Origin of the sequence: Ureibacillus sp. FSL W7-1570, from assembly GCF_038593265.1 — a bacterium.
GTDB classification, from domain to species: Bacteria; Bacillota; Bacilli; order Bacillales_A; family Planococcaceae; genus Ureibacillus; species Ureibacillus suwonensis.
The window spans coordinates 988,260-1,014,451 of the sequence record NZ_CP151979.1 but is presented as its reverse complement, the minus strand read 5'-3'; the positions used below and the strand labels follow the sequence as shown (position 1 = coordinate 1,014,451).

Sequence of the window (26,192 nt, the reverse complement as noted above, 5' to 3'; positions counted from 1 at the left end):
GAAGAAACTTTTTGACAATCCTATTAAAATTTGCCGATTCGTAAGAAATATTCCAAAATGAATACATCCTCTTTGTCAATTAAATGGTAAGCTATAATAAAAGGAAGAGATGATCCTTTCCACTCAACACTTTAGAAATGCTACCTTTTCGTAACTGCAGCTGGGAATAGGGAGTGAAAATACATATGAAATACCATGCCATGAACATGGGCGAAGTTGAAAAAGAATTTAACACCAGTATTCTGGACGGATTGACGGACAGCGAAGCGAAAAAGCGGCTGGAGCAATATGGCTACAATGAACTGGAAAAACATAAAAAACAATCGGATCTATTGCTTTTTCTCAGTCAATTCAAAGATTTCCTCGTGATTGTATTGCTGGTGGCTGTCATCTTATCGCTGCTTTTAGGTGAATATGCGGATGCCATCACGATTTTGGCGATTGTGATACTCAATGCGTTTCTTGGATTTTTTCAAGAAAGAAAAGCTGAAAAAGCCTTGGAAGCATTGCAAAAATTATCGGCCCCCCACGCGAACGTTTTAAGGGATGGGGAATGGATCAAGGTCGATTCAAGGGAGCTCGTACCCGGTGATGTGATCCGTTTTTCAAGTGGCGACCGGATTGGGGCTGACGTTCGGATTTTTGAATCGATCAGCCTTGAAATAGAAGAATCCCCGTTGACCGGGGAGTCCATTCCTGTGGAGAAAACGACGGAACCGCTCAAAGAACCGGAACCCGGAATTGGCGATATGAAAAATATGGCCTTTATGGGAACGCTCGTTACAAGAGGCAGCGGGAAGGGCATTGTCGTTGGAACCGGTATGAAAACAGAGATGGGAAAAATTTCGGGACTAATGCAAGGAACCCAAAAAATTGAAACCCCATTGCAACGGCGCCTTCAGCAATTGGGGAAAATCTTGATTGTTGTGGCCGCCGCATTGACAATCCTTGTAGTGCTGATTGGCATTATTCAAGACCGGGATTTCTATACGATGTTATTGACTGGCGTTTCATTGGCCGTTGCGGTCATTCCGGAAGGCCTTCCAGCCATTGTGACGGTCGTACTTTCCCTTGGTGTGACCCGAATGATCAAAAAGAATGCCATTGTACGGAAACTGCCAGCCGTTGAGACACTTGGCACAGCGACGGTCATTTGTTCAGATAAAACCGGAACGATGACCCAAAATAAAATGACGGTGACCCATTTATGGATTGGCGGAAAAACGTGGACGGTTGACGGGACAGGTTATTCCCCTGAAGGCGCTTTTTATCATGAAGGGTCACCGGTTGAAGTGCGGAAAGAAAAAATGCTTCTTCAAATGCTAACGTATGGGATGATTTGCAACCATGCCAAAATAAAGAAAAAAGACAATGAATACATGCTTGTCGGCAGTCCGACAGAAGGAGCATTGCTCGTTGCGGCAATGAAGGCCGGCTTTGATCGGAATGAATTATTGAAAGAATATCAAATTGTAAAAGAATACCCGTTTGATTCGACGAGAAAAATGATGTCAATGATCATCGAAGATTCCGCCGGAAAACAATTTGTCATTGCCAAGGGGGCGCCGGATGTTCTGACACAAGTGAGCAGCAAAATGATTTGGGACGGAAAGGAAGAAGCGCTGACAGATAAGCTGAAAAACGCTCTCCATTCAGCCATCGAAGAATTGGCTTCCCAGGCTTTGAGAACGATGGCCATTGCGTTTAAAGAGATTCCGGCAAATAAAACGGTCACAGATGTGCATGAGGTGGAAAACGGACTCACATTGATCGGTTTGCAAGGCATCATCGATCCGCCAAGACCGGAAGTGAAATCAGCGGTGGAAAAATGTAAGGACGCCGGCATAAAAACGGTGATGATTACCGGAGACCATTTGATTACGGCAAAAGCCATCGCTTCCCAGCTTGGCATCCATCAAGAAAACAGCAAGATTATTGACGGAAAAACATTGGCAAAAATGTCTGTCAAGGAATTGGAAGAAATCGTGGATGAAGTGGCCGTGTTTGCCCGCGTCTCTCCTGAACATAAACTGAAAATTGTGCAGGCTCTGCAAGGGAAAGGACATGTTGTGGCAATGACGGGAGATGGAGTCAACGACGCCCCAGCCATTAAAGCGGCGGATATCGGCATTTCAATGGGGATTACAGGAAGCGATGTGGCAAAAGAGTCTTCATCCCTGATTCTTTTGGATGATAATTTTGCCACGATTGAATCGGCCATTGAAGAAGGGCGGAATATTTACGAGAACATCCGCAAATTCATCCGCTATTTGCTCGCTTCCAATGTAGGTGAAATGCTTGTCATGATTTTTGCCATCATCCTTGCGTTGCCATTGCCATTGGTTCCGATCCATATTTTGTGGGTGAACTTGATCACGGATGGTTTGCCTGCCATGGCGTTAGGGGTTGACCAACCGGAAGGCGACGTCATGAAAAGCAAGCCTCGGGATCCAAAAGAGGGGATTTTCGCAAGAGGACTTGGTTGGAAGATCATTTCACGGGGGCTTGCGATTGGTATCGTCACCCTCGCCGCTTTCATGGTGACCCTTCATAATCATCCAAACGAACTGGAATATGCCCAAACGGTCGCTTTTACAACCCTTGTAATGGCCCAGCTCATTCATGTGTTTGATTGCCGTTGCGAAAAGAACATTTTCTCAAGAAATCCTTTTAAAAATCAATTTCTTGTATGGGCGGTTTTATCTTCCATCGCATTGATGTTAATCGTGATCTACATTCCGCCATTACAGCCGATATTCAAAACAGTTCCAATTCAATTCGCGGACTGGGCCCTCATCATGTTGATGGCCGCCATTCCTACATTCCTGCTTGGCGGAATTGACGCATTCATCAAAAAAAATAGGTAACATAATCAGAGCGGATAGGAAAAATCTCCAATCCGCTCAATTTTTTGGAATTTCAAGCAAGTTTTTCTGAAAAAATGTCATGAAATTGATAGAAATTGTATAACAAAATATTACATTAGTTTCACTAATAATTCACTATTTTTGAATAATTTACATTATATACTAGAGTTATAGAATAAAAATCATTTTTTATACAACTTTTATTTTCCATCACTTTGTAAGCGCTTTAATAAAGTTTACCATCATTTTTTTGAAACGTTAGGAGGTTATCCCTATGAATCATGTATTGAATGTCACTTCGGAAATCGGAAAACTTCGAACCGTATTGCTTCACCGTCCTGGTCAAGAGGTGGAAAATTTGACGCCGGAATATTTACAAAAACTGCTTTTTGATGATATTCCGTATTTGCCCATCGTCCAAAAAGAACACGACTATTTTGCGCAAACTTTGCGCGACAACGGTATTGAAGTGCTATACTTATCGACATTGTTATCTGAAGCCTTACATACGGAAGAAATAAAAAAACAGTTTGTCTATGATATTTTGACGGAATCAAAAATCTCAGTGGATGATTCATTTTACGTCATAGCCGACTATTTATTGTCTTTCGACACATCAAAAATGGTCGAGAAAATCATGGCCGGTGTGCGCAAAGACGAAATTGAACATATGAAGAAAAAACATCTGTATGAAATCCTTACAAGCCACTATCCTTTCTATTTGGATCCAATGCCAAATCTTTACTTCACCAGAGACCCCTCAGCTGTCGTCGGCAATGGTTTGACCATCAATAAAATGCGGGAACCTGCCAGACAGCGTGAATCTCTTTTCATGCAATATATTGTGAAATATCATCCCCGCTTTGCCAACAAGGATATTCCCATTTGGTTCAATCGTGATTTCGAATATCCGATGGAAGGTGGCGACGAGCTCGTACTGTCCAAAGATACCATCGCCATCGGAATCAGTGCCCGCACTGCCGCAAAATCCATTGAACGTTTTACATTGAATCTTTTTCATTCCCAAAGTGACATCAAACGGGTCCTCGCCGTTGAAATCCCGAAAAGCCGGGCGTTTATGCACCTGGATACTGTATTCACCATGATCGATTACGACAAATTCACGATTCATTCCGCGATACAAGACGCTGACGGAAAAATGGACATTTATGTTCTTGAAAAAGGTCCGGACAACGAAACTTTAAACATTACACATAAAACCAATTTGTTGGAAACGTTGAAAGAAGTTTTGGGATTAAAAGAAATTTTATTGATTCCATGCGGGGGAGGGGACATGATAGCAGGCCCCCGTGAGCAATGGAATGACGGTTCCAATACATTGGCCATCGCCCCGGGGAAAGTGGTGACCTATGATCGGAACTACGTGACAAACGAGCTGTTAAGAACAAACGGCGTTGAAGTGATTGAAGTGTTGAGTTCGGAATTATCACGGGGTCGGGGCGGCCCACGCTGCATGAGCATGCCGTTGGTCCGGGAAGCTTTGGATTAACTTAAGGAGGATGGTAATTGTGGACAACCCCCATTTATTGAACGATCTTTTAGTTGGCAAAAGTTTTCTCACTTTAAAAAATCATTCAGAAGAAGAAATCCATTATTTGATTGATTTGGCGGCCGAGTTAAAGGCAATGAAAAAGAAAAGAATTCCGCACCGCTATTTGGAAGGACAAAATATTGCCCTTTTATTTGAAAAACCTTCCACAAGAACGAGATGCGCCTTTACGGTCGCTTGTGTGGATTTGGGGGCACACCCTGAATATTTGGGAAAGCAGGATGTTCAGTTTGGTAAAAAAGAATCCACCCGTGATACGGCCATCGTTCTTGGCCGCATGTTTGATGGAATCGGGTTTAGGGGATTCAAACAATCGGTTGTGGAGACCCTTGCAGAATATGCGGGAGTCCCGGTGTGGAATGGATTGACCGATGAGTTCCATCCAACACAAGTATTGGCTGACTTTCTGACGATCAAAGAGCAAAAGGGCAGATTAAAAGGCGTGAATTTGGTGTATGTGGGAGACGGAAGAAACAACGTCGCAACCAGTCTCCTTGTGGGAGCGGCAAAAGTGGGCATGAACTTCCGAATCTGTTCCCCGAAAGAATTATTCCCTTCCGAGGAAATGGTTGCTTATGCCCAAAAGCTGGCGGAAGAATCAAAAAGCGACATTGTAATTTCAGATAATATTGATGAAACGGTAAAAGGCGCGGATGCCATTTACACGGATGTCTGGGTTTCAATGGGGGAAGAAGACAAGTTTAAAGAAAGAATCGAACTGTTGCTGCCTTATCAGGTGAACAGGAAGATGATTGAAAAAACGGGAAATGAACAGGTGATGTTCCTGCATTGCCTCCCGAGTTTTCACGATTTGGAAACGGAAATTGGGCGGAAAGTGTATGAAGAATACGGCATCAAAGAAATGGAAGTGACCGATGAAGTTTTCCAAAGCAAGCATTCCTTTGTGTTTGACCAAGCGGAAAACCGTTTACACACAATCAAAGCAGTAATGGCAGCGACGAATCACCGGCAATAAAAAAATGGACGGTAAGCGGAAGGTTCTTCCCTTGCTGTTAAGGTGAGGTGCTAATGATGAAGGAAACAAAACAATTAGGGTTATTTGCATTGATCGCACTGGTTGTAGGTTCAATGATTGGCAGCGGCGCATTCAACATGGCAGGAGACATGGCTCTCGGTGCCAATGCAGGTGCCATGTTGATCGGTTGGGTTATCACAGGGATTGGGATTATCGCCCTTGGGCTTGTATTCCAAAATCTATCCATTAAAAAGCCTGATTTGGACAGCGGTATTTATAGCTATGCAAAAGAAGGATTCGGTCCGTTTTTGGGATTTAGCAGCGCTTGGGGGTACTGGGTATCAGCCTGGCTCGGAAATATCGCTTATGCAACGCTTGTCATGTCTTCCATCGGTTATTTTATTCCGGCTTTTGAAGGCGGACAAAATGTGGCATCGATCATCGGGGCATCCGTATTATTGTGGCTGGTCCATTACCTTGTCCTTCGAGGAGTTCACTCAGCAGCATTCATCAATACAATCACAACCATCTGTAAAGTGATTCCGATTTTCCTATTTATTTTAATTACTATTTTCTTCTTTAATATCGATAAATTCACCTTCGATTTTTGGGGCAGCGGCGGCTTTTCCTGGTCGGAAGTCGCTTCCCAAGTGAAAAGCACCATGCTTGTGACATTATGGGTGTTTATTGGCGTTGAAGGTGCCGTCGTCATGTCTGGACGGGCAAAAAGTAAGTCGGATGTCGGAAAGGCGACTGTCATTGGATTAGTGAGCGTTCTTTTGATCTATGTGTTGATCACCGTGTTATCAATGGGTGTCATGACCCGGGAGGAACTGGCAGCTTTGCCGACTCCGACAATGGCCTATGTATTTGAAGCGGTTGTCGGGAAATGGGGCGCCGTCTTAATCAATATAGGATTAATCATTTCCATAATGGGAGCCTGGTTGAGTTGGACGCTCTTTGCAGCAGAGTTGCCATACGAAGCGGCAAAGGATAAAGTGTTCCCGAAATGGTTGGCCAAAGAGAATAAAAATAAAGCGCCAGTGAATTCCCTATGGTTGACGAACGGTTTAGTGCAAGTTTTCTTAATCACTTTATTATTTACCGATAAAGCCTACAATTTTATGTTCAGTTTGGCATCATCCGCCATTCTCATTCCTTACATGCTATCAGCCTTTTATCAAGTGAAACTGATACCTTTCAGGGAAAATAAAAAGCAATTCATCATCGGGATTATCGCCAGCATTTATACCGTTTGGCTCGTGTATGCCGCCGGATTGGACTATCTGCTGTTGACAATGCTGTTGTATGCCCCAGGGATCATCATTTACAAGTATACCCAAAAGGATTATGGCATCACCCGCAAAGATGCGAAATTTGAGATTGCATTAATGGGCATTTTCGTTATCCTTGCTGTCATTGCATTCGTTGGCATCATTACAGGAAAAATTGATTTTTAATCTTTGGACATAGGGTGTGAAGATAATGGAGAAAAAGAAAGTTGTCATCGCCTTGGGGGGCAATGCCATCCAAACGGGGGATGGCTCGGAAGAAGCGCAACAAAACGCCATCAGAAAAACGGTTGCACTGTTGGTTGAAATTGTGAAACTTGGTTGTCAGATTGTGATCACCCATGGCAATGGCCCACAAGTCGGCAACATTTTATTGCAGCAAAAGATTGCAGGAACACAAGGGATTCCACCGATGTCACTGGATACGTGCGGCGCCATGAGCCAAGGGATGATCGGCTACTGGATTGAAAAGGAGCTGGATGATGCATTAAGGGAGCAAGGAATTGAAAAAAACGTGGCATCAATCATCACAAGAACGGAAGTGGATCTAAATGATCCGGCGTTTGAGAATCCGACAAAACCGATCGGCCCCTATTACTCAAGGGAAGAAGCAACGCAAATCATGCAACAGACCGGCGCAAAATATGCAGAGTTTCCTGGAAGAGGATGGCGTCAAGTCGTTCCGTCTCCTCAACCAATGAATATTATCGAACACAGTGTCATTGAAAAGCTTGTGAGTTTGGATTTTATCGTCATTTGCGCCGGTGGAGGGGGAATTCCGGTTTATAAGGAAAACCATAAGTATATTGGGGTGGATGCGGTCATCGATAAAGATTTGGGTTCCGAAAAACTGGCTGAATTGATCAATGCCGATGTCCTGCTCATATTGACGGATGTCGATCATGTGTATCTTCATTTCCATCAGCCAAATGAACGGCCTTTGAAAAAGGTTTCAACCGCTGAGTTGAAAAGGCATATTGAGGAAGGCCATTTCGAAAAAGGAAGCATGCTGCCAAAGGTTGAAGCAGCCATCAAATTTGTGGAATCCAGACCGGATCGGGTGGCCATCATCACCTCTTTGGACAAAGCGCTCGATGCACTGTTGGGACAAGCCGGAACCATTGTTGAAAAATGATGATGATTTGAACCCTTCCATGCGAATCGAAATCTAAATGCGGGAAAAAAATAGAGGCGGTGGCTCATTGCTGCCGCTTATTTTTTGTCTATCAAACTGAAAAAAAGGTAATATATTAATTGAAATGCAAGATTATAAATATTCAAAAAATTTCACAAACTCTCTTGAAGTTTACGTTAACGTCAATGATAAAATATAGCCAAATTCGGGGGTGAAAGGGATGAAAACGATTCAGGAAGTGGCAAAAGAATTCAATATCACACCAAGAACCCTGAGATATTATGAAGAAATTGGATTGCTTTCACCGAATCGTACCCAATCCAATTTACGCACCTTTTCAAAAAAAGAAATTGCCAAATTGAAACTCATCATGCGCGGCAAAAGATACGGCTTTTCACTGGACGAAATAAAGGAGATGATATTGCTCTTTGATCGTGACCGTACAGGGATTAAACAACTGGAAAGAACCGTGGAGTACGGGGAACAGAAAATCAAAGAAATCGAAGAAAAAATCGAGGAGTTGACCCAATTGAAAAGGGAATTGGTGGAATTGCATTCGTCATTCAGCGAAAAACTGGCAAAAATTAAGGGGGAGGATGTCACATGAATAGTTCGATGCTATTAGCCAGAAATGCCCGCAAGTATCCAAAAAACGAGGCGGTGATTTGCCAAGGACGGCGGGTGACGTACAAAGAATTGGATGAACAGGTTACCCGATTGGGCAATGCTTTGCTCGGACTGGGCATTCAACAAGGGGATAAAGTCATCATCTTTATGCCGAATGTATTGGAATTTGTCGTTAGTTATTTTGCCATTCAACGTATTGGCGCCATTGTCGTGCCGGTGAACGCCAAATTCACCCTATCGGAAGTGGAATATGTGGCGGATCATGCACAGGCAAAAGCCATCATTGCCCATGAAGCGATTTTTGCATCTGTAGAAAATCTCCAAAATGTCGGGATCAAAATCAAAACCGGCCCAAAAAAGGAAGGGTGGCTAGACTATGACGGGCTCATTGAAAAGTCGGATAACGCGGAAATCAGATGTCTGTTAAAAGAAGACGATTATTCCACGATTCTTTACACCTCCGGAACAACAGGGAAGCCAAAAGGCGTTTTATTCAGCTATCGCAATATTTTGGCGGTTGCCCATATGATTGCCATCGAAATGGAAGTGAAGCCGGAAAGCCGGATGTTGCTGATGATGCCGCTGACACACTCGGCTCCACTGCATTTATTCTTGATGTCCGCTGTGCTGGTTGGGGCAACCAACGTACTTACACCTACTTTCACGCCAGATTTACTTATTGACACGGTGGAAAAGGAAAAAACCACCCACTTCTTTGGGGCGCCGGTTGCCTATTTGGTTACTGCATCCCATCCCCGATTGCAAACAGCGGATCTGTCTTCCATGAAATGGTGGGTATATGGAGGGGCGCCGTTATCCGAAAAAGAAGTGCGCCATATCCAACAGGCTTTCAAAACGGACAATTTAACTTGCGTATATGGTTTAACGGAAGCAGGGCCAAGCGGGACACTTCTATTCGGCTATGAACATGAAATTAAAGCGGGCAGCATCGGAAAGCGGGCGGCCTTCGGAACGGAAATCCGCATTGTGAATGAGAACGGAGAAGATGTCCAGACCGGCGAGATTGGAGAGATTGTGCTTTATGGCGAAGGGAACATGGTTGGTTACTATCGGGATGAAGAAGCAACGAAACAAGCGTTTCTCGGCGAATGGCTGAAATCAGGCGATTTGGCCCGATTCGATGAAGACGGTTATATTTGGGTGGTTGATCGGAAAAAAGACGTCATTATTTCTGGCGGTGTCAATATTTATCCGAAAGAAATCGAAGACCGGATTTTACAGTTTGGAGGAATTCATGAAGTGGCGGTCATCGGGGTACCTCATCCGGAGTGGGGGGAAACTGTGAAGGCGGTGTTCGCCGCTAAAACGCCAATTGACGTGGAAGCGTTGAAGGCGTACTTATCCGAGCATCTTGCCAAATATAAAGTGCCGCGGCTGTACGAACAAGTGGAAGCGCTTCCGAGAAATGCATCCGGAAAAATTTTAAAACAACAATTGAAAGTGCAGGCGATTGTGGAATGAAAGTGCTGCAAAATGTGGTGGCAGAAAAAGAGACAAACTTTTTCTCAAGCGATGATACATTGCAAAAAATATTGGAGCAAATGCTGGATCAAGAGTTTTATGAATTTGCATTTAGAGAACTGACAGACTTCGGGGCTTTGGTATGCGGCGAGATTGATGCGCGGGCAAAGCATACGGACCGGGAAGGGGAGCCCCGTCTCATCCGCTATGATCGATACGGGGAAGAAGTATCGGAAATTTGGGTGAATGAAGGCTACAAAAAGACGGTTGAACAAACATACAATACCGGGATTGTCGGATACGTGCATAAAGAGATACCGGAGCTGGGGAGAAAAGGGAATTATGTTTACAGTTTTGCCCAAGGTTACTTGTTGTCCCACGCGGAACCGGGGTTTTATTGCCCCGTCACATTGACAATGGCCACGGCATACTTGCTGGACCATTATGCGGATGAAGAACTGAAGGCGAAATTTTTGCCGCATGTTTGTTCAACCGGTGAAGTGGAGCTGTATGAAGGAGCCACTTTCTTGACCGAGCGGCAAGGGGGTTCGGATGTCGGGGCAAATATCCTTGAAGCAAGATTTGACGGCACCCATTACCGGTTATATGGCGAGAAATATTTTGCCTCCAATGCGGGAATGTGCGGTGTTGCCATGGTGTTGGCCCGCATGCCGGGGGCTCCGGAAGGCACTAAAGGGCTCACTTTGTTTGCGGTGCCATGGAAAAAGGAAGACGGTTCGCTCAATCATCTGCGCATTCGGCGCTTGAAAGATAAATTGGGCGTCCGCGCCGTGCCATCCGGTGAAGTTGAATTTGACGGATCCATCGCCTATGTGGTGGGCGATCCGAAAAAAGGCATCTACTACATGCTGGAGGCGTTGAATTTATCGAGAATCTGTAATGCGGTCGCCTCAGTCGGAATCATGAGAAGAGCATTATTGGAATCCAAATTTTATGTTTCCAATCGCGAGGCATTCGGCCAACGATTGACGAATTACCCAATGATACAGGATACTTTGGCAAAAATGGCGTCCAAGCTCCACGTTGAAGTGGCGACGCTGTTTGACATGATCCAATTGTATGATCGGGTGACAATTGGCGAAGGAACTGAGCGGGATGTGATTTTGAACCGGCTGAACATCGCGATCATGAAGAAAGAAACGGCTGAGCAGGCCATCCATTTTGCCCACGAAGCGATTGAACTTCATGGCGGCAATGGGTACATTGAAGATTTTGTAACGCCTAGACTATTGAGGGATGCCCAGGTACTCACCGTTTGGGAAGGTACGGCAAATATCCTGGCATTGGAAGTGATCCGCCTATTTAAAAAATACAATGCCCATAAATTGTTCATCGATGAAATGAACCGGCGTTTGCAAAAAGTGAAGGATTCGAAGCTGAAGCAAATCGTGATGGAAAAGCTTTCAGATGTCGCGGAGGATTTGGAAACATTCGCGTCCTTGGATGAAGAGACACAAACTTATGAGGGCAAAGGCATCGCCCAAAGATTGGCATGGCTGTATGAGAGTGTCGTAGCTGTCGAATGGGCCGGCCGTTACGGTGGAAAATATGAAAAGCTGGCAGACATCTATTTGGAAGATACTTGGAAGTTGCGCAAATTAGGAGATCCAATGAAGACGGTCTTGTATTTTCATGATGTGATATAAGTGCAAATTCAAGATGAGCGGAAGGGGAAATTGGATGAATTTCCCTTCCGCTCTATTATCATTGGCACTGAATTTCATTTTTTTCAAAAGCAGCTTGTAGTCCCTGCACATGATTTCAGGTTGTTAAGAGAATGAAACCCTCTTTCTATTAATTTTAATATTTCTCTAATAAACACATATTTTCTCGTTTACGCAAATATATTTCATTGATACAATAATCCTGAATCTAATTGTTGGAAGATTCAAAAAATAAAAGTGTTCCAGCACTGAAATGGGGGATTGGGGATATGTTTATTACAAATATTGTGGAAGAACATGCAATAAAACAGCCTTCCAAAAAAGCGGTTATTTTTGAAAACACAACAATGACTTATGGGGAATTATTTGAAAATGCGAAGAAGATAGCCGCCTATCTTCAAAACAGGGGCTATCAAAAAGGGGATATTGTCGCCCAATTTATGCTGAATTCAGATCTGTTTTTACCTGTCTATTTAGGTGCCAAATTGGCCGGTTTGACGATCATGCCGGTGAATACGAAACTTGCACCTCCGGAAGTGGATTACATTTTCCAGCATTCTGAAGCAAAAGCTTTATTTTTTGATGAAAAAATTGAAGAGACCATCAGGCAAACGGCCCACCGTTTTGACCACGTCATTTCCACTGCCGGAATAAAAGAAATTTTAAAAGGGAACGATACCGATTTTATTCGCGTTCCAAATGAAGGTGAAGAAACAGCCGTTGTCATGTATACATCCGGAACAACGGGAAAACCAAAAGGGGTAATGCTCACACACAACAATGTGATTGAAACGGCGGAAATTTGGTCCGATTCGATGAAGATGACGGAAAAGGATCGGACTTATATTTGTACGCCGCTCTTCCATTGTGCGGGCCTTCATGTGTTTGCCGTGCCGACTTTGTACAAGGGTGGAACCGTTGTCATAGAAGAAGCCTTCTCACCTGATCGGACATTAAAAAATCTTGTGGAAACGGAAGCGACCATCTTTTTCGGTGTGCCGGCAATGTACACCATCATCTTAAATAAACCGGAAATCGGGGAATTCAATTTCGGACATTTACGTTTGTTCTGTTACGGTGCCGCGCCGATGCCATATGAGCTCGTAAAAAAATTGAAAGACACCTTCCCGAATGTGAAAGTGCAGAATCTGTACGGACAAACGGAAAATACCCCTGCCGCGTCTTCATTGACAGATGAATATGCTCTGCAAAAAATCGGTTCGGTCGGAAAGCCGTTGAAAAAAACGCAAATCAAGCTTGTTGATCCGAATGGCGAAGAAGTGCCGACAGGGGAAGTGGGCGAAATTTGCGTGAAGGGGCCGCAGGTGATGAAAGGCTATTTGAAAAATCCTGAAGAAACAGCCAAAACAATCCAGGATGGCTGGCTGTATTCGGGGGATTTGGGGAAATTCGATGAGGAAGGATTTTTATATATCGTCGATCGGAAAAAAGACATGATCATCCGCGGTGGTGAAAATATTTACCCGGTTGAAGTGGAAGAAGTGTTGTATCAAATTCCTGAAATATTGGAAGCGGCTGTGGTCGGCGTTCCTCATGAAGTGTACGGTGAAGTGCCTAAAGCGTACGTGGTATTTAAAGAAGGAAAATCTCTCACATCAGAAGAAATCATCAATTACTGTTTGACCAAACTCGCCAAATATAAAGTGCCGGCAGAAATTGAAGAACTGGCCCAACTTCCACGGAATGCCTCCGGAAAAGTGTTGAAGCATACGTTGCGTCCAAAGAAAGAAATTGTATAGAAAGAAGGGGAAACATGAGTAATGTCTATTTGGTGAATGGTGCGAGAACGGCTTTTACTGCTTATGGCGGCTCATTTGTGAATACAGGGGCGGTCACTTTGGGAGCGGTCACTGCAAAAGAGGCCATGAAACGGGCGAAAGTTTCGCCTGAACAGATTGACCATGTCATTTACGGCAATGTCATTGCGACAAGTACAAACGCGGCGTACCTGGCGCGCCATATTGGACTTCATGCAGGTGTGCCAAAGGAAGTGCCGGCCATCACTTTGAACCGTCTTTGCGGTTCCGGACTGCAATCCATCATTACGGCGGCCCAGAATATTTTACTCGGTGAAGGGGATTTTATTTTGGCTGGCGGAGCGGAAAATATGTCCCAATCCCCTTTCTCGAACTTTGATGTCCGTTTTAAAGGGATGAAATCAGGAAACTTGCAATTTGCGGATATGTTGCAAGCAACCCTTTTCGATGAATATACGGGTACCGGAATGGGCATTACGGCGGAAAATCTGGCGGAACAATATCAGATTTCAAGGGAAGAACAGGATCAATTTGCCCTGCTTTCCCAACAGCGTGCAGCCAGAGCCCGTGAAAACGGCATTTTCAAAGAAGAAATTGTGCCTGTGAACATTCAAACGAGAAAAGAAGAATTGGCGATTGAAGAGGATGAACATATTAAAGAAAATACAACCCTTGATGCTTTAAGCAGATTAAAACCTGTGTTCAAGAAAGATGGTACAGTGACGGCAGGAAATGCATCAGGCATCAATGATGGTGCAGCTTCTGTCATTGTGGCAAGTGAAAAAGCGGTGGAGAAAAACGGTTTATCCCCGCTTGCAAGAATTGTCTCCTGGGGCATCAAGGGGGTGGATCCATCCATCATGGGAATCGGCCCGGTGCCAGCCATCAAGCAGGCATTGGAACGGGCGAATCTGACGTTGGAGGACATCGATTTGATTGAAATCAACGAGGCTTTTGCCGCCCAATATTTGGCTGTTGAAAAAGAGTTGGGATTAAATCGGGAAATTGTGAATGTCAATGGTGGCGCGATTGCATTGGGCCATCCGGTGGGGGCAAGCGGTACGCGGCTTGCGTTGACATGCGCATACGAACTGAAACGCCGCGGCGGAAAATATGGACTGGTCAGCTTATGTATTGGCGGCGGACAAGGAATCGCGATGGTCATTGAGAGGGTATAACCATATGGTATTTGCAGCGGGAGAAATATGCCGCTGCTTTTTTATTTTTTTTTTGGAATTTCAAATTTGAATTCAAGTTTTTAGCTTTACAGAATCAAAGTGTATCATTATTATCTAAAATTATAAGAATTTTCAAAATTGATGTTTGCGGAGTTGTTTAAGCTAAGGAGCAGCCGGCATATAATGGAACGTTTTTTGCAACTCGAAAGCTTGAACACTATTATGTGAACAATAGAAATAAGTGTTTGGAGGAATTTTCATGAAAAAGGTAGTACTGGTTCCGCATAATAAAAAGTTCGCTGAAGCCATTTCATCCTTGTCGTCAGAACCCCCGGTCAGGAATGCTTTAAGCCTGACGGAATCCCAAACTTCAATTGAAGGCACCCTGGAGTTCATCGAATTTGTCCAAGAGCAAGAACAATTGGGGAAACAATATTCAAGAGTCATTTTTAATGAAGATGGGGATTTGATTGGCATCATTACACTGAAAGATATAAATATGGAAGAAAAAACTTGCAATATCGGCACTTGGATAGGGCATCGGTATTGGGGGAAAGGATACAACGAATCGGCGAATTCACAGATCCTTCATACGGCCTTTACCGAACTGGATTTGGAGTATGTGTTTGTTGCCGTGAAATTGTCAAATATCCGTTCCCGAAAAGCTTTAGAAAAATTGCCTTATATTAGAACGGATGTCCAGGAAGAATTCCCGGAAGAATACAAGAAATTGGAGCCGCAAATCAATGCGCCATTTATGTTGCATGTAATTGAGAAAAGCGCGTTTTTGGAATGGTATTCGGAGAACACAGAGGAGTAATTATTGTTGTACAAAAAAAGGATAGATACAAACAGGTAAAATTCCTGATGATCTATCCTTTTCATAATTTTTTAAAAGTCTTATGCTCTATTGTCCACTATCTATTTCAATTAAACAATTTATTGGGCGATATTATTCCGCATTCACTTTTTTGGGAACACGGACCGGCTTAAAGATGGAAAGAATATAAATGATCAATCCGGCAACTCCGATGCCGATGATGGTATTGAAGGATGCCCCTGTATAGAAGCCGCTGCCAAAGTAGAATATTTCCCGCAATCCTTCAGAAGCAAAACGGATTGGCACCCATGGGCGGATGAAATATACAAAGAAATCCGGAAGCATTTCTTTCGGCGTCATCAATACACCCATTCCCAAAAGCATCACCACCATAAACAAAGTGATGGCTGGTTTTCCGATCCAGGCTGTAATGGCGGAAATGATCAAGAAGAAACAGAATGCTGCAAAGGATACGAAGGATGCGACCAATAAGTAGCTTGGCATATTAATGCCGGCAATATATCCTAATGTCGCAACGGTAAACCCTGAGAAGAGGGCGATTAAAACACCGAATAAAATTTGTTCCCCCATTAAACGCAATGTTTGTTTTCTTGTAAGCATCTCTCTTTTTAACACATTGGAAGAGGCAAGGAATACAATGAATCCTCCGATTAATGCCCCCACCCATGCAGGTACGGCCATCAGTGTTGGCGCACTGCCATTGGCGGTAGCCGCCGTCACTTCATTAAACACTTTTTCCTCTGTGACAATAGGGTTTACAAGCACAGAAGCGCTGTTTAAATCGATTTTTTGTCCCGCTAATTGCGTGGCGAAGTTTGAATAATATTGTTGGTTCAATTGGCTGATAAGGGTATTTAATGCATTTTTGGCCATGTTTGCGCCAGTCACGTTATATCCTTGGTTGATATAGATTTTGAGTGTAGCCGGTGATTTGTTGATGAGCACATGATCCAACTGATCGTTATACCCTTCCGGAATGACCAATGCGGCATAATATTGTTTATCTTTAAATAAGTCTTTGATTTCTTCTTCTTTCTCTTCTGTAAAGGCAAACATCGGTTCACCTTCGCCAGAACCTTTGCTCATTTGTTCAAGTGCTTTTTCCACTGCCTCCACATGGGCCCCTTCATCATTGACAATCAATGCCACAGGTAAATTTCTCCCTTTCGGATCACCTTGCGCAAACAGATTGATTGAAAATAGGGCGATAATCAGGATGACTGCAATTGGAGCAGCCCAGGCGAGTTTTTCTTTAAATAATTTCATGCATTACTTCCTTTCTCAATTTTCAACATGTTGTTCAGTGATGCTTTCTCATCTTATAATTTAATTAAGGTTAAAGCAATGAACAAAATTGAACACGGTGTTGAATTTTGAAAAGGGGAATTTGAATGAGTATTTATGTGGAAAAGAATCGAAGAACAAAAAAGCAAATCCAGGATGCTTTCTTGAAAATTTTGGAGGGAACATCTTTTGAAGCCATCACGGTCGGGGAAATCGCGAAAGAAGCGAAGATTAACCGCGGCACATTTTATTTGCATTATAAAGACAAATACGATTTGCAAGAGCGGATGGAGGAGGAGTTGTTTGGAAAATTGGGGGATTATATCGATGAGTTGCAATCCCGCTATACATCGACCATCACCTTTGAGAAGGAACAGGAGAGACTGGCTGCAATGTTATTCAGCTTTTTTGAAAGCCATTCCAAAATCTTAAAAATCTTTTTGAGCGATCATGGGAGTGCGGGTTTTCATTTCCGCTTGCGGGACGCTTTTATTGAAAAAGTGCGCAACAACATCGAAAAAAACGAACATTTCAATGCCACTTTGAATGTGCCGATCAATTATTTTCTATCTTTTATTACCGCGGCTTTTTTAGGATTGATTGAGGAATGGATCAAAAATGGTTTGGATCGAACGCCGGAAGAAATGACCGCCATGTACGTTGATATTATTTCATTTATAAAAAGTCAATAAAATGCATGAAAGAGGAGGATATCTACAATAACAAGTTATTTCAAATCATGCATAAAATTTTGAGGCTGGGACATAACTAATAAAGTGAACGAGCTGCAAAAAGAATTTTTGTAAAAAATTGATTGGAGTGACGGGGCGAGTGCTCCTGTCGCGCACGCTTAGTCGCAAAGCAAAAGCTTTCCTGCGACGAGCCCTCTCGAGACCCCGCAGGAGCGAAGGATTGAGCTCCGAGGAGGCTCGAGCCGGGCCCGCGGAAAGCGTCCCCGGAACGGAAATCAATTTTCTTCAATTATCAAAAAAACACCATTTTCTCCCGGGAGAAAATGGTGTTTTTTATCTTTTGTCCCAGCCTCATTGACTGTACGGTTGTCCTTGATTGGCGGAAATTTTCGGGGAAGAGAGGAAAAACCATCAGGGCCTGGCGGATCTTCCAATCTGCCAGAGGTTACTGCGCCAATGCCTTTTCATCATTGGTCAATAACTTCAGATGTTTCATATCCAAAACAAACTCCCCCGATTTCAATATATCAAGCCCAATCAATCCCTGGATATTGAACGCTTTTAATATTCCAAAATCAAGGGAAACTTGCCGGAATGTTTTTCCCCCAATTTTTACATAATCGATTCTTTTTGAAAAACTAAATTCCGATCCGCCAATGCCATAATGGCGGATGAGCTGATCGCCACTTTCATAACCGATTCCCAACTCATATACAGCATCGATATCAATGAAGGAATGGGAGGCGCCGGAATCGATGGCAACACGGTTCAATACTTTTCTTTTCCCTTTATAGCCAATTTCGATGGTTGTAAGCAGTAAACCGTCCTCAAAAATCAGCTGCATATCGTGCCTCCATTCACCATTTTATTTGTGGATTGTCCCATTATTCAAATTGATGAGATTTGTACTTGTTTCTGCCGCGTAATACAAATCCGATCGAAACAACAATGAAAATCAATAATATTTGGAACAGCAAAATGGGCAATGGATTCGTCAAGTAGGGCTTTACATAAGCGTCTTTGATGATCATTTTTGATGCGGTCCAGGCCAGGACGGCGGCACCCAAATAGATGAACAGCGGGAATCGATCGATGATGCGTATCACAATGGTGCTTCCCCAAACGATGATGGGAATGGAAATAAAGAGCCCGATAATGACCAACAACATATTTCCGTAGGCCGCACCTGCCACCGCAATGATATTGTCAATGCCCATCAAAAAGTCGGCCAGCATGATTGTCCAAACCGCTCCCAAAAAAGATTTCGCGGATGGACGCAGTTCGTTGTTCTCCTCTGTTACCAGCAATTTCAACGCGATATATACGAGCACCACACCGCCAACAAACAACAAGCCGTCAATTTCCAGCAATTTTACTGCAAGCAATGTAAAGATGATACGCATGATAATTGCGGCAAGCGTCCCAACGACAATCACTTTTTTTTGCTGCCTCGAAGGCAAATTTTTTGCAACCATTCCGATTAATAATGCATTATCGCCGGCAAGTACAAGGTCGATAAAAATGATGGAAAAAAGCGCAGTGATGAATTCCAAAGACATTGTTTCCATTCATGCTCCCCAATCTATCTGTTTTTTTGGAAAGTATATGAATGATTCTCCTTGTTAAGAAGTAAATGGCGTGGTTGCTATTTTTATTGACATGATTTAGCGGTTTTCATATAATTTACAAAGAATATGTCAATTAAGATCTGATGGTGTCAACACGGTGATGGAGAGAGTACGTTTTGCCAAGTGTATAGAGAGGGATTCCAGAGGCTGAAAGAATCTCCACGATGGCAATTTCGGAAAGCTACTCCAGAGTGCAGCTAATCCCTGCCGTTCACTTACGTTACAGTGGCTTGAGTGACAGTTTCCGATTATGAAGGACGTTATTGCGTTTCGTAATGGTTGAAACGGAAACTGTAACGAGGGTGGTACCGCGAAAAGCACGTCTTCGTCCCTTACCGGGATGAAGACTTTTTTCATTTTATGGAAAAAATTATAAAGGACGCAAATAGGAGGTAATGTACGAATGAAAGCAGCAGAAATTCGTCGCAAATTTTTAGATTTCTTTGTAGAAAAAGGCCATTCAGTTGAACCGTCAGCTTCGTTGATTCCAATCAACGACCCATCCCTTTTATGGATCAACTCAGGGGTGGCGACATTAAAGAAATATTTTGATGGCCGTGAAATTCCGGATAATCCAAGAATCACAAATGCACAAAAATCCATCCGGACAAACGATATCGAGAACGTGGGTAAAACAGCCCGCCACCATACATTCTTTGAAATGTTGGGGAACTTCTCCATCGGCGATTACTTCAAAAGAGAAGCGATCCACTTCGCTTGGGAATTTTTGACAGATCCAAAATGGATGGGATTCGATCCGGAATTGCTCTCAGTCACAATCCATCCGGAAGATGAAGAAGCTTATCAAATTTGGAGAAACGAAATCGGCTTGCCGGAAGAACGCATTATCCGCATCGAAGGAAACTTCTGGGATATCGGGGAAGGTCCATCCGGTCCAAACTCGGAAATTTTCTATGACCGCGGTCCGGAATACGGCAACGACCCGAATGATCCAGAGCTGTTCCCAGGCGGGGAGAATGAACGTTACTTGGAAATTTGGAACCTGGTGTTCTCCCAATTCAACCATAATCCTGATGGAACATATACTCCACTTCCAAAGAAAAACATCGATACAGGTATGGGTCTTGAACGGATGGCTTCCGTTGTGCAAAATGTTCCGACAAACTTTGATACGGACCTGTTCATGCCGATTATTGAAAAAATCGAAGAATTTGCAAACCGCCGATACAAACGGCCTTGCGAAATCGAGTTGAAAGAAATCTTTAATAATAAAGAAGATATCAATACACCATTCAAAGTGATTGCAGACCATATCCGTACAGTGGCATTCGCCATTGGTGACGGCGCGCTTCCATCCAACGAAGGACGGGGCTATGTCATCCGCCGCTTGTTACGCCGTGCTGTCCGCTATGCAAAACAAATCGGCATTGAAAAACCGTTCATGTTTGAGCTTGTTCCAACAGTCGGGGAAATCATGAAAGACTTCTATCCGGAAGTGAGCGAAAAATGCGAATTTATCCAACGGGTAGTAAAAAATGAAGAAATTCGCTTCTTGGAAACGTTGGATGCAGGTCTTGAAATCTTGAATGAAGTGGTTGAACGGGAGAAAAAATTGGGGCTCACTGAAATTCCGGGCGAAGATGTATTCCGTTTATATGATACGTACGGTTTCCCAATCGAATTAACGGAAGAATATGCGGAAGAACATGGAATGACTGTGGATCATGAGGGCTTCGAAAGAGAGATGGAAAAACAACGGGAACGTGCAAGAAACGCGCGTGCTGACGTTGACTCCATGCAAGTTCAAAATGAAGTGCTGACGAACTTGAAACAACCTTCCGTCTTCGTTGGATATGAAGTGGCGGAATGTGACACAACCGTTGTTGCCATGGTGGCAAATGGACAGGAAGTGGACATGGCTTCCGAAGGGGAAGAAGTGTTGGTGATCTTGGCTGAAACGCCATTCTATGCAGAAATGGGTGGTCAAATTGCCGATACGGGAATCCTTGAAGGCGATACATTCAAAGCGGTGGTCAAAGACGTTCAACTTGCGCCAAACGGGCAACATCTTCATACAGTGATTGTGGAATCCGGTGAAATGCACTTGAACGACCAATTAAAAGCGACAGTCAATAAAGAAGAACGTAAACTGATCGTGAAAAACCATACAGCCACTCACCTGTTGCACCGTGCATTGAAAGATGTGTTGGGCGAACATGTAAACCAAGCGGGATCCTATGTGGGACCAGACCGTTTGCGTTTCGACTTTACTCACTTTGGCCAAGCTTCAAAAGAAGAACTTGAACAAATTGAGCGCATCGTGAACGAAAAAATTTGGGATGATATTGAAGTGGCCATTGAAGAAATGCCGATTGAAGAAGCGAAAGCGATGGGTGCGATGGCGCTGTTCGGGGAAAAATACGGCGATATTGTGCGGGTTGTCCAAGTCAGCGATTATTCCATCGAACTTTGCGGTGGTTTGCATGTAAACCGCACATCTGAAATAGGATATTTTAAAATCGTTTCTGAAGGTGGAATTGGTGCCGGTGTCAGACGTATTGAAGCTGTGACGGGCAAAGGCGCATATCTTGCAGTGAAAGAGGAAGAAAGAATCTTGCAAGAGGCGGCAGCACAATTCAAAGCGAATCCAAAAGATTTGGTGATGAGAATACAAGGTCTCCAAGGAGAATATAAAGAATTGCAACGTGAAAATGAATCGTTGTCGCAAAAATTGGCAAACCTTGAAGCGGCAAGTGTTCTTGACGCAGCGCAAAAAATCGGCGATATCACGGTATTATCCACACGGGTGGAAGCAAAAGATAATAATCAACTCCGTCAAATGATGGACGACTTGAAAGCGAAACTGGATAAAGCGGTCATCGTGCTTGGTGCCGTAAGTGACGGAAAAGTGATGCTTTGTGCAGGGGTGACAAAAGATATCGCAGGCAAAGAATATCATGCCGGCAACATTGTAAAATCCGTCGCCGAGAAATGCGGAGGAAAAGGCGGAGGCCGTCCTGATATGGCCATGGCGGGTGCTAAAGAGGCATCCAAACTTGAAGAAGCTCTTCAATCTGTTTATGATTTCGTTAAATCTCTGTAAACTGGGGAACAAATCTATTTCGCTGACCCGTTGAATCAGTTATAATAGAGAAAATGGAGCAAGAATTTCCAACTCCTGATTTCTGAAAGCGAGGTGCTGGTCTTGAATTCGTTCGATCAAACGATGAAATTTAGTTTTCCAGAAGAATCGATGGAAGAAGAAGTCAAGCAAGTAATGTTGAAAGTGTACTCTGCACTGGAAGAGAAAGGATATAATCCAACGAATCAGATTGTGGGGTACCTGTTATCTGGTGATCCGGCATATATTCCTCGCCATCAAGATGCACGAAATTTGATCCGCAAACTTGAACGCGATGAAATTTTAGAAGAGCTTGTGAAATTCTATATCAGACACCATAAAGAGGAATAATCGATGAGAGTAATGGGATTAGATGTCGGTACAAAAACGGTTGGCATTGCAATCAGCGATCCATTGGGGCTGACTGCTCAAGGGATCGAGACGATTCACATAGATGAAGAGGCTGGAGAGTTTGGCATTGAACGAATCAAAGAGCTGGTAAAAGCGTATGGGGTCACCGAATTTGTGGTGGGGTATCCGAAAAACATGAACAATACCGTTGGGCCCCGTGGTGAAGCGTCCGAACGATATAAAAAGCTTTTGGAAGAAACGTTCAAATTGCCGGTCATTCTCTGGGATGAACGGTTGACGACGATGGCCGCCGAACGGATGCTGATTGAAGCGGATGTCAGCAGAAAGAAAAGAAAGAAAGTGATTGATAAAATGGCGGCAGTCATGATACTGCAGGGCTATTTGGACAGCAAATCGTTTCATAAATAACCCGAATTGGGTGAATAATAAAGTTGAAATTGGTTTATATGCCCCTCTAGACATTTTGTCGAGGATGATATAAATTGTTGCTTATCTTATAGGAAGAGGTGACCAATATGGCACATGATCATGAGTTTGATGAAAATGTAATTACCGTTGTCGATGAAGAAGGAAATGAACATTTGTGTGAAGTCATTCACACATTTGATTCAGAGAAGTTTGGAAAGTCCTATGTTCTGTATTCCCTAGTCGGCGCCGAAGAAGATGAAGATGGTCAAATCGAAATTTTCGCTTCCGCCTTCATCCCTGCAGAGGATGGAAAAGACGGGGAATTGCTTCCGATTGAAACGGATGAAGAATGGGATTTGATTGAAGAAGTATTAAATTCTTTGGAAGAAGAATTTGATATAGAGGACGAAGAATAAAAGGATAAAGTAGGCATTCCGGTGCCTACTTTTTTCTTGCTCAAGATGCCGATGCCTTGTGAAAATGTGTGGTTATTTTTGATTTTGCGGCCCACACTATGAAATAATCATAATTTCGGGAGGAAAATATGGATCAACAACTTTTCAAATTGGAAACGGAAAATGGAATCAAGACATGTAAAGTGCTTTTCACCTTTGACACGGACGATCATTCCTATTGCATTTATTCCATTGTTGATGAAGAGGGAAATGAAAGTGATGAAATTTCCGCTGTCCGCTACGAACTGGATGAAAATTTGGAAATGACCAATTTCCAGGAACTCGAAACTGAAGAAGAATGGGATATGGTGGAAGAAGTCTATAACACATTAATTGACACCTTTTCAGAAGATAAAACCTTTACAGCCGTTGATGAAGAGGGAAATGAAGTCGAATGCAAAATCGTTCATCAATTTGCAATTGAAGATTTCGGGAAATCATATGTGATTTATTCAATCGAAAATGAAGAAGAAAACAGCGGTCTTTACGCCGCCAGCTATGTATCATCGGAAGACGGTGCAATCCAGGAAATCTTCCCGATTGAATCCGAAGAGGAATGGAAAAAGGTTGAGCAAACCTTTGAGCTTTTAAATCAATCGAATCGATAAATCACTATTGGGAAATTTTCCTGCGGCGGCAAATCGAAGGGCCGCAGGAAAACAAGGTCTGCCATAGAATAGGACCTGTTACTTATAACCCATACATAACGGGACAAAAATGAAGTTCAAAAAGAACTTTTTTCATACAAAAACGTAAAAATACATAAAAGGGGAACGGGAAACCGTGTTTGAATATTGTTAATTTTTACGGATTTTTATATCATATGTTATGAAATGTTAGGGGGGACATATGTGGACCAGGAGATGATGGAAAAAATAAAGCAACGAAAGCAGGAAGGAAAAGTGGTCCGCCGAATTGTTGCAAGGGTCACGGTAATTGTCATCGCATGTATCTTATTCATTGGCATTTTCGGAACATTATATGTAAAAAGCGCTTTGAAGCCGGTTGATCCGGAATCAGAAGAGCAAATTCAAGTGGAAATCCCTATGGGGTCAGGAATATCCAACATTTCGAAGATTTTAGAAAAAAGCGGAATTATTAAAGACGCAACGATTTTTAAATATTATGCAAAATTTAAAAACCAATCCAATTTCCAGGCGGGAAATTATACGATGACGCCAAGCATGACGCTGGATGAAATCCTTGAAAGCTTGAAAACGGGCAAAGTGTATCGGGAGCCTGTCATGACCATTACGGTTCCAGAAGGAATGACGTTGGAACAAATAGGAAAAATTGTGGAAAAACGTACGAAATATACAAAAGAGCAATTCATGGAGCGGGTCAACAGCAAAGAATTCATTGAAAATGTCATGTCCACCTATCCGGAACTCTTTACGGATGAAATTTTAAATGGCAACATCCGGTATCCGTTGGAAGGATATTTATTTCCGGCAACCTATTCTTTTTATGACGAAAATGTTTCATTGGACGACATCATTCTGCCGATGATTGACAAAACCAACAGTGTGATCGGTGAATATAAATCCTTGCTTGCGGAAAAAGAAATGACGGTGCATGAACTGTTGACGTTCGCCTCTTTATTGGAAGAGGAAGCAACGGAAAAAACGGATCGCGAAACGATTGCGAGCGTCTTTTATAACCGTTTGGAAATCGGCATGCCTCTTCAAACGGACCCTAGTGTATTATATGCATTGGGGGGACATAAAGAACGGGTATTGTACGAAGATTTGAAAGTGCAAAATCCATACAATACGTATGTGAATCCGGGGTTGCCTCCGGGACCGATCGCCAATGCGGGTGTCGTTTCCATTGAAGCGGCTTTGAATCCGACAGATACAGAATATCTTTATTTCTTGGCGGATAAAGAAGGAAACAATCACTTTGCCAAATCGTTTGAAGAACACTTGCAAAATAAAAACCAATATATAAATAATGAATAGCCTCCATCCATAAAATAGCAGGTTCAATCTTTACCGGATTGAACTGCTATTTTTATGGTGTATTGAATTAAACGGCTTTCAGTCAAAGGTCGGAAATCGGATTTTTTTGAAGGAAAATCGGTTAAGAATGTTCGCTTTCCGGTCATTTTCATGTTATGATTAAATTTGATTTTTCCATAATGGTCATCGATATAAGCCAACTTGTTTGGTTTTTCTTTTTTTATATACAATCGAAGGAGCGAAAACATGGAGTTTTCAGAGGAATTTATAAAGTCCTTCATTCATCCGAGGAATGACTTGTTACTAAAAATGGAACAATATGCACAAACTCACCATGTTCCCATCATGCAGCTTCCAGCCATTGAAGTGTTGACGCAAATATTGCGGATTCAACGGCCAAAAACGCTGCTTGAAATCGGTACGGCCATCGGGTATTCGGCCATTCGGATAGCGGAAGCTTTACCGGATTGCCAGATCGTGACGATCGAGAGGGATGAAGAACGGATCCGGCTCGCTAAAGAATTTATCAAAGAGTCGGATGCAGGAAGTCGCATTACGGTGATTGAAGGAGATGCGTTAGAAGTGGATGTAACGGAATTTCCATCTGCTTTTGATGCTGTTTTTATAGATGCGGCAAAAGGCCAAAATATGCGCTTTTTTGAAAAATATTCTCCCCTGGTTCCTTCCGGTGGGGTCATTTATATCGACAATATCTATATGCATGGGTTATCGGACATTCCAATCGAAGAAGTGCCAAGAGGCAAACGCTCGATGATTCGGAAATTAAAAGAATTCACTGAGTGGATCAAAAACCATCCCGGCTACCACACGACTTTTGTTCCGGTTGGGGATGGTTTGCTAATTTGTTTAAAGAGGTGA

The 26,192-nt window shown here is 43.1% G+C and carries 22 protein-coding genes; 19 read left to right on the top strand and 3 right to left on the bottom strand.

Annotated elements, in window-relative coordinates:
* Window positions 1–185: 185 nt before the first annotated feature.
* The 11 genes from NST13_RS04950 (at window position 186) to NST13_RS04900 (ending at window position 15,410) form a co-directional block, all read left to right on the top strand.
* Window positions 186–2,867 (top strand): cation-translocating P-type ATPase, encoded by a 2,682-nt coding sequence (locus NST13_RS04950; protein WP_342469144.1) that lies wholly within the window; start codon window positions 186–188, stop codon window positions 2,865–2,867.
* 274 nt (window positions 2,868–3,141) lie between these two features.
* Window positions 3,142–4,377, top strand: coding sequence for an arginine deiminase (gene arcA, locus NST13_RS04945; protein ID WP_342469145.1), 1,236 nt, complete (start codon window positions 3,142–3,144; stop codon window positions 4,375–4,377).
* Window positions 4,378–4,387: 10 nt separating this feature from the next.
* On the top strand, window positions 4,388–5,413 hold the full coding sequence (argF, locus tag NST13_RS04940; RefSeq protein WP_342581558.1) for an ornithine carbamoyltransferase: 1,026 nt from the start codon (window positions 4,388–4,390) through the stop codon (window positions 5,411–5,413).
* Between the two features lie 56 nt (window positions 5,414–5,469).
* Window positions 5,470–6,873, top strand: coding sequence for an arginine-ornithine antiporter (gene arcD / locus NST13_RS04935; protein ID WP_342471282.1), 1,404 nt, complete (start codon window positions 5,470–5,472; stop codon window positions 6,871–6,873).
* Between the two features lie 25 nt (window positions 6,874–6,898).
* Window positions 6,899–7,840: a carbamate kinase gene (gene arcC, locus NST13_RS04930; RefSeq protein WP_342581557.1), complete on the top strand. Its 942-nt coding sequence runs from the start codon at window positions 6,899–6,901 to the stop codon at window positions 7,838–7,840.
* 220 nt (window positions 7,841–8,060) lie between these two features.
* A complete protein-coding gene (locus NST13_RS04925; RefSeq protein WP_342469148.1) occupies window positions 8,061–8,447 on the top strand; it encodes a MerR family transcriptional regulator in 387 nt (128 codons plus the stop codon).
* Window positions 8,444–9,949, top strand: a complete 1,506-nt coding sequence (locus NST13_RS04920) for a long-chain-fatty-acid--CoA ligase (protein ID WP_342581556.1) — start codon at window positions 8,444–8,446, stop codon at window positions 9,947–9,949. Before NST13_RS04925 ends, NST13_RS04920 begins: the two co-directional genes overlap by 4 nt.
* Window positions 9,946–11,616, top strand: coding sequence for an acyl-CoA dehydrogenase family protein (locus NST13_RS04915; RefSeq protein ID WP_342469150.1), 1,671 nt, complete (start codon window positions 9,946–9,948; stop codon window positions 11,614–11,616). The genes NST13_RS04920 and NST13_RS04915 overlap by 4 nt, the downstream gene beginning before the upstream one ends.
* Before the next feature lie 287 nt (window positions 11,617–11,903).
* On the top strand, window positions 11,904–13,394 hold the full coding sequence (locus tag NST13_RS04910; RefSeq protein WP_342469151.1) for a long-chain fatty acid--CoA ligase: 1,491 nt from the start codon (window positions 11,904–11,906) through the stop codon (window positions 13,392–13,394).
* A gap of 14 nt (window positions 13,395–13,408) precedes the next feature.
* Complete coding sequence (locus NST13_RS04905; RefSeq protein ID WP_342581555.1) at window positions 13,409–14,590, top strand: acetyl-CoA C-acetyltransferase; 1,182 nt, start codon at window positions 13,409–13,411, stop codon at window positions 14,588–14,590.
* Between the two features lie 259 nt (window positions 14,591–14,849).
* A complete protein-coding gene (locus NST13_RS04900; RefSeq protein WP_342581554.1) occupies window positions 14,850–15,410 on the top strand; it encodes a GNAT family N-acetyltransferase in 561 nt (186 codons plus the stop codon).
* Between the two features lie 132 nt (window positions 15,411–15,542).
* Here NST13_RS04900 and NST13_RS04895 read toward each other — a convergent pair whose 3' ends face one another.
* A complete protein-coding gene (locus NST13_RS04895; protein WP_342581553.1) occupies window positions 15,543–16,697 on the bottom strand; it encodes an ABC transporter permease in 1,155 nt (384 codons plus the stop codon).
* A gap of 125 nt (window positions 16,698–16,822) precedes the next feature.
* Here NST13_RS04895 and NST13_RS04890 point away from each other — a divergent pair, with 125 nt between their 5' ends.
* Entirely contained in the window at window positions 16,823–17,407 is a 585-nt protein-coding gene (locus NST13_RS04890) for a TetR/AcrR family transcriptional regulator (RefSeq protein ID WP_342581552.1), read from the top strand.
* A gap of 445 nt (window positions 17,408–17,852) precedes the next feature.
* Here the strand turns inward: NST13_RS04890 and NST13_RS04885 are convergent, their stop codons facing one another.
* Both NST13_RS04885 and NST13_RS04880 read right to left on the bottom strand, forming a co-directional pair.
* The gene (locus tag NST13_RS04885; protein WP_342581551.1) at window positions 17,853–18,251 is read right to left on the bottom strand and encodes a retropepsin-like aspartic protease; all 399 of its coding nucleotides are present in this window, start codon (window positions 18,249–18,251) and stop codon (window positions 17,853–17,855) included.
* A gap of 40 nt (window positions 18,252–18,291) precedes the next feature.
* A complete protein-coding gene (locus NST13_RS04880) occupies window positions 18,292–18,975 on the bottom strand; it encodes a TerC family protein (protein WP_342581550.1) in 684 nt (227 codons plus the stop codon).
* Between the two features lie 463 nt (window positions 18,976–19,438).
* On the opposite strand from NST13_RS04880, the gene alaS reads away from it, so the two are divergent.
* From alaS to NST13_RS04845, 7 genes are all read left to right on the top strand, one after another.
* The gene (alaS, locus tag NST13_RS04875; protein WP_342581549.1) at window positions 19,439–22,099 is read left to right on the top strand and encodes an alanine--tRNA ligase; all 2,661 of its coding nucleotides are present in this window, start codon (window positions 19,439–19,441) and stop codon (window positions 22,097–22,099) included.
* A gap of 102 nt (window positions 22,100–22,201) precedes the next feature.
* Window positions 22,202–22,468, top strand: coding sequence for an IreB family regulatory phosphoprotein (locus NST13_RS04870; RefSeq protein WP_342469158.1), 267 nt, complete (start codon window positions 22,202–22,204; stop codon window positions 22,466–22,468).
* 3 nt (window positions 22,469–22,471) lie between these two features.
* Window positions 22,472–22,897, top strand: a complete 426-nt coding sequence (ruvX, locus tag NST13_RS04865) for a Holliday junction resolvase RuvX (RefSeq protein ID WP_342469159.1) — start codon at window positions 22,472–22,474, stop codon at window positions 22,895–22,897.
* Window positions 22,898–23,004: 107 nt separating this feature from the next.
* The gene (locus NST13_RS04860) at window positions 23,005–23,313 is read left to right on the top strand and encodes a DUF1292 domain-containing protein (RefSeq protein WP_342469160.1); all 309 of its coding nucleotides are present in this window, start codon (window positions 23,005–23,007) and stop codon (window positions 23,311–23,313) included.
* A 128-nt stretch (window positions 23,314–23,441) separates the two neighbouring features.
* The gene (locus NST13_RS04855) at window positions 23,442–23,960 is read left to right on the top strand and encodes a DUF1292 domain-containing protein (protein WP_342469161.1); all 519 of its coding nucleotides are present in this window, start codon (window positions 23,442–23,444) and stop codon (window positions 23,958–23,960) included.
* Window positions 23,961–24,185: 225 nt separating this feature from the next.
* A complete protein-coding gene (gene mltG / locus NST13_RS04850) occupies window positions 24,186–25,313 on the top strand; it encodes an endolytic transglycosylase MltG (protein WP_342581548.1) in 1,128 nt (375 codons plus the stop codon).
* Between the two features lie 246 nt (window positions 25,314–25,559).
* Window positions 25,560–26,192, top strand: a complete 633-nt coding sequence (locus NST13_RS04845) for an O-methyltransferase (protein WP_342581547.1) — start codon at window positions 25,560–25,562, stop codon at window positions 26,190–26,192.

Excerpts from the sequence above, each read along its gene's own strand:
- NST13_RS04880 (WP_342581550.1), bottom strand. The coding sequence starts at position 18,975 with ATGGAAACAATGTCTTTGGAATTCATCACTGCGCTTTTTTCCATCATT.
- NST13_RS04860 (WP_342469160.1), top strand. The coding sequence starts at position 23,005 with ATGGCACATGATCATGAGTTTGATGAAAATGTAATTACCGTTGTCGAT.
- alaS (WP_342581549.1), top strand. The coding sequence starts at position 19,439 with ATGAAAGCAGCAGAAATTCGTCGCAAATTTTTAGATTTCTTTGTAGAA.
- NST13_RS04920 (WP_342581556.1), top strand. The coding sequence starts at position 8,444 with ATGAATAGTTCGATGCTATTAGCCAGAAATGCCCGCAAGTATCCAAAA.
- NST13_RS04910 (WP_342469151.1), top strand. The coding sequence starts at position 11,904 with ATGTTTATTACAAATATTGTGGAAGAACATGCAATAAAACAGCCTTCC.
- argF (WP_342581558.1), top strand. The coding sequence starts at position 4,388 with ATGGTAATTGTGGACAACCCCCATTTATTGAACGATCTTTTAGTTGGC.
- NST13_RS04890 (WP_342581552.1), top strand. The coding sequence starts at position 16,823 with ATGAGTATTTATGTGGAAAAGAATCGAAGAACAAAAAAGCAAATCCAG.
- NST13_RS04900 (WP_342581554.1), top strand. The coding sequence starts at position 14,850 with ATGAAAAAGGTAGTACTGGTTCCGCATAATAAAAAGTTCGCTGAAGCC.
- NST13_RS04855 (WP_342469161.1), top strand. The coding sequence starts at position 23,442 with ATGGATCAACAACTTTTCAAATTGGAAACGGAAAATGGAATCAAGACA.
- NST13_RS04895 (WP_342581553.1), bottom strand. The coding sequence starts at position 16,697 with ATGAAATTATTTAAAGAAAAACTCGCCTGGGCTGCTCCAATTGCAGTC.
- NST13_RS04950 (WP_342469144.1), top strand. The coding sequence starts at position 186 with ATGAAATACCATGCCATGAACATGGGCGAAGTTGAAAAAGAATTTAAC.
- mltG (WP_342581548.1), top strand. The coding sequence starts at position 24,186 with ATGTTAGGGGGGACATATGTGGACCAGGAGATGATGGAAAAAATAAAG.
- NST13_RS04845 (WP_342581547.1), top strand. The coding sequence starts at position 25,560 with ATGGAGTTTTCAGAGGAATTTATAAAGTCCTTCATTCATCCGAGGAAT.
- NST13_RS04885 (WP_342581551.1), bottom strand. The coding sequence starts at position 18,251 with ATGCAGCTGATTTTTGAGGACGGTTTACTGCTTACAACCATCGAAATT.
- arcD (WP_342471282.1), top strand. The coding sequence starts at position 5,470 with ATGAAGGAAACAAAACAATTAGGGTTATTTGCATTGATCGCACTGGTT.
- ruvX (WP_342469159.1), top strand. The coding sequence starts at position 22,472 with ATGAGAGTAATGGGATTAGATGTCGGTACAAAAACGGTTGGCATTGCA.
- NST13_RS04925 (WP_342469148.1), top strand. The coding sequence starts at position 8,061 with ATGAAAACGATTCAGGAAGTGGCAAAAGAATTCAATATCACACCAAGA.
- NST13_RS04915 (WP_342469150.1), top strand. The coding sequence starts at position 9,946 with ATGAAAGTGCTGCAAAATGTGGTGGCAGAAAAAGAGACAAACTTTTTC.
- NST13_RS04905 (WP_342581555.1), top strand. The coding sequence starts at position 13,409 with ATGAGTAATGTCTATTTGGTGAATGGTGCGAGAACGGCTTTTACTGCT.
- arcA (WP_342469145.1), top strand. The coding sequence starts at position 3,142 with ATGAATCATGTATTGAATGTCACTTCGGAAATCGGAAAACTTCGAACC.
- arcC (WP_342581557.1), top strand. The coding sequence starts at position 6,899 with ATGGAGAAAAAGAAAGTTGTCATCGCCTTGGGGGGCAATGCCATCCAA.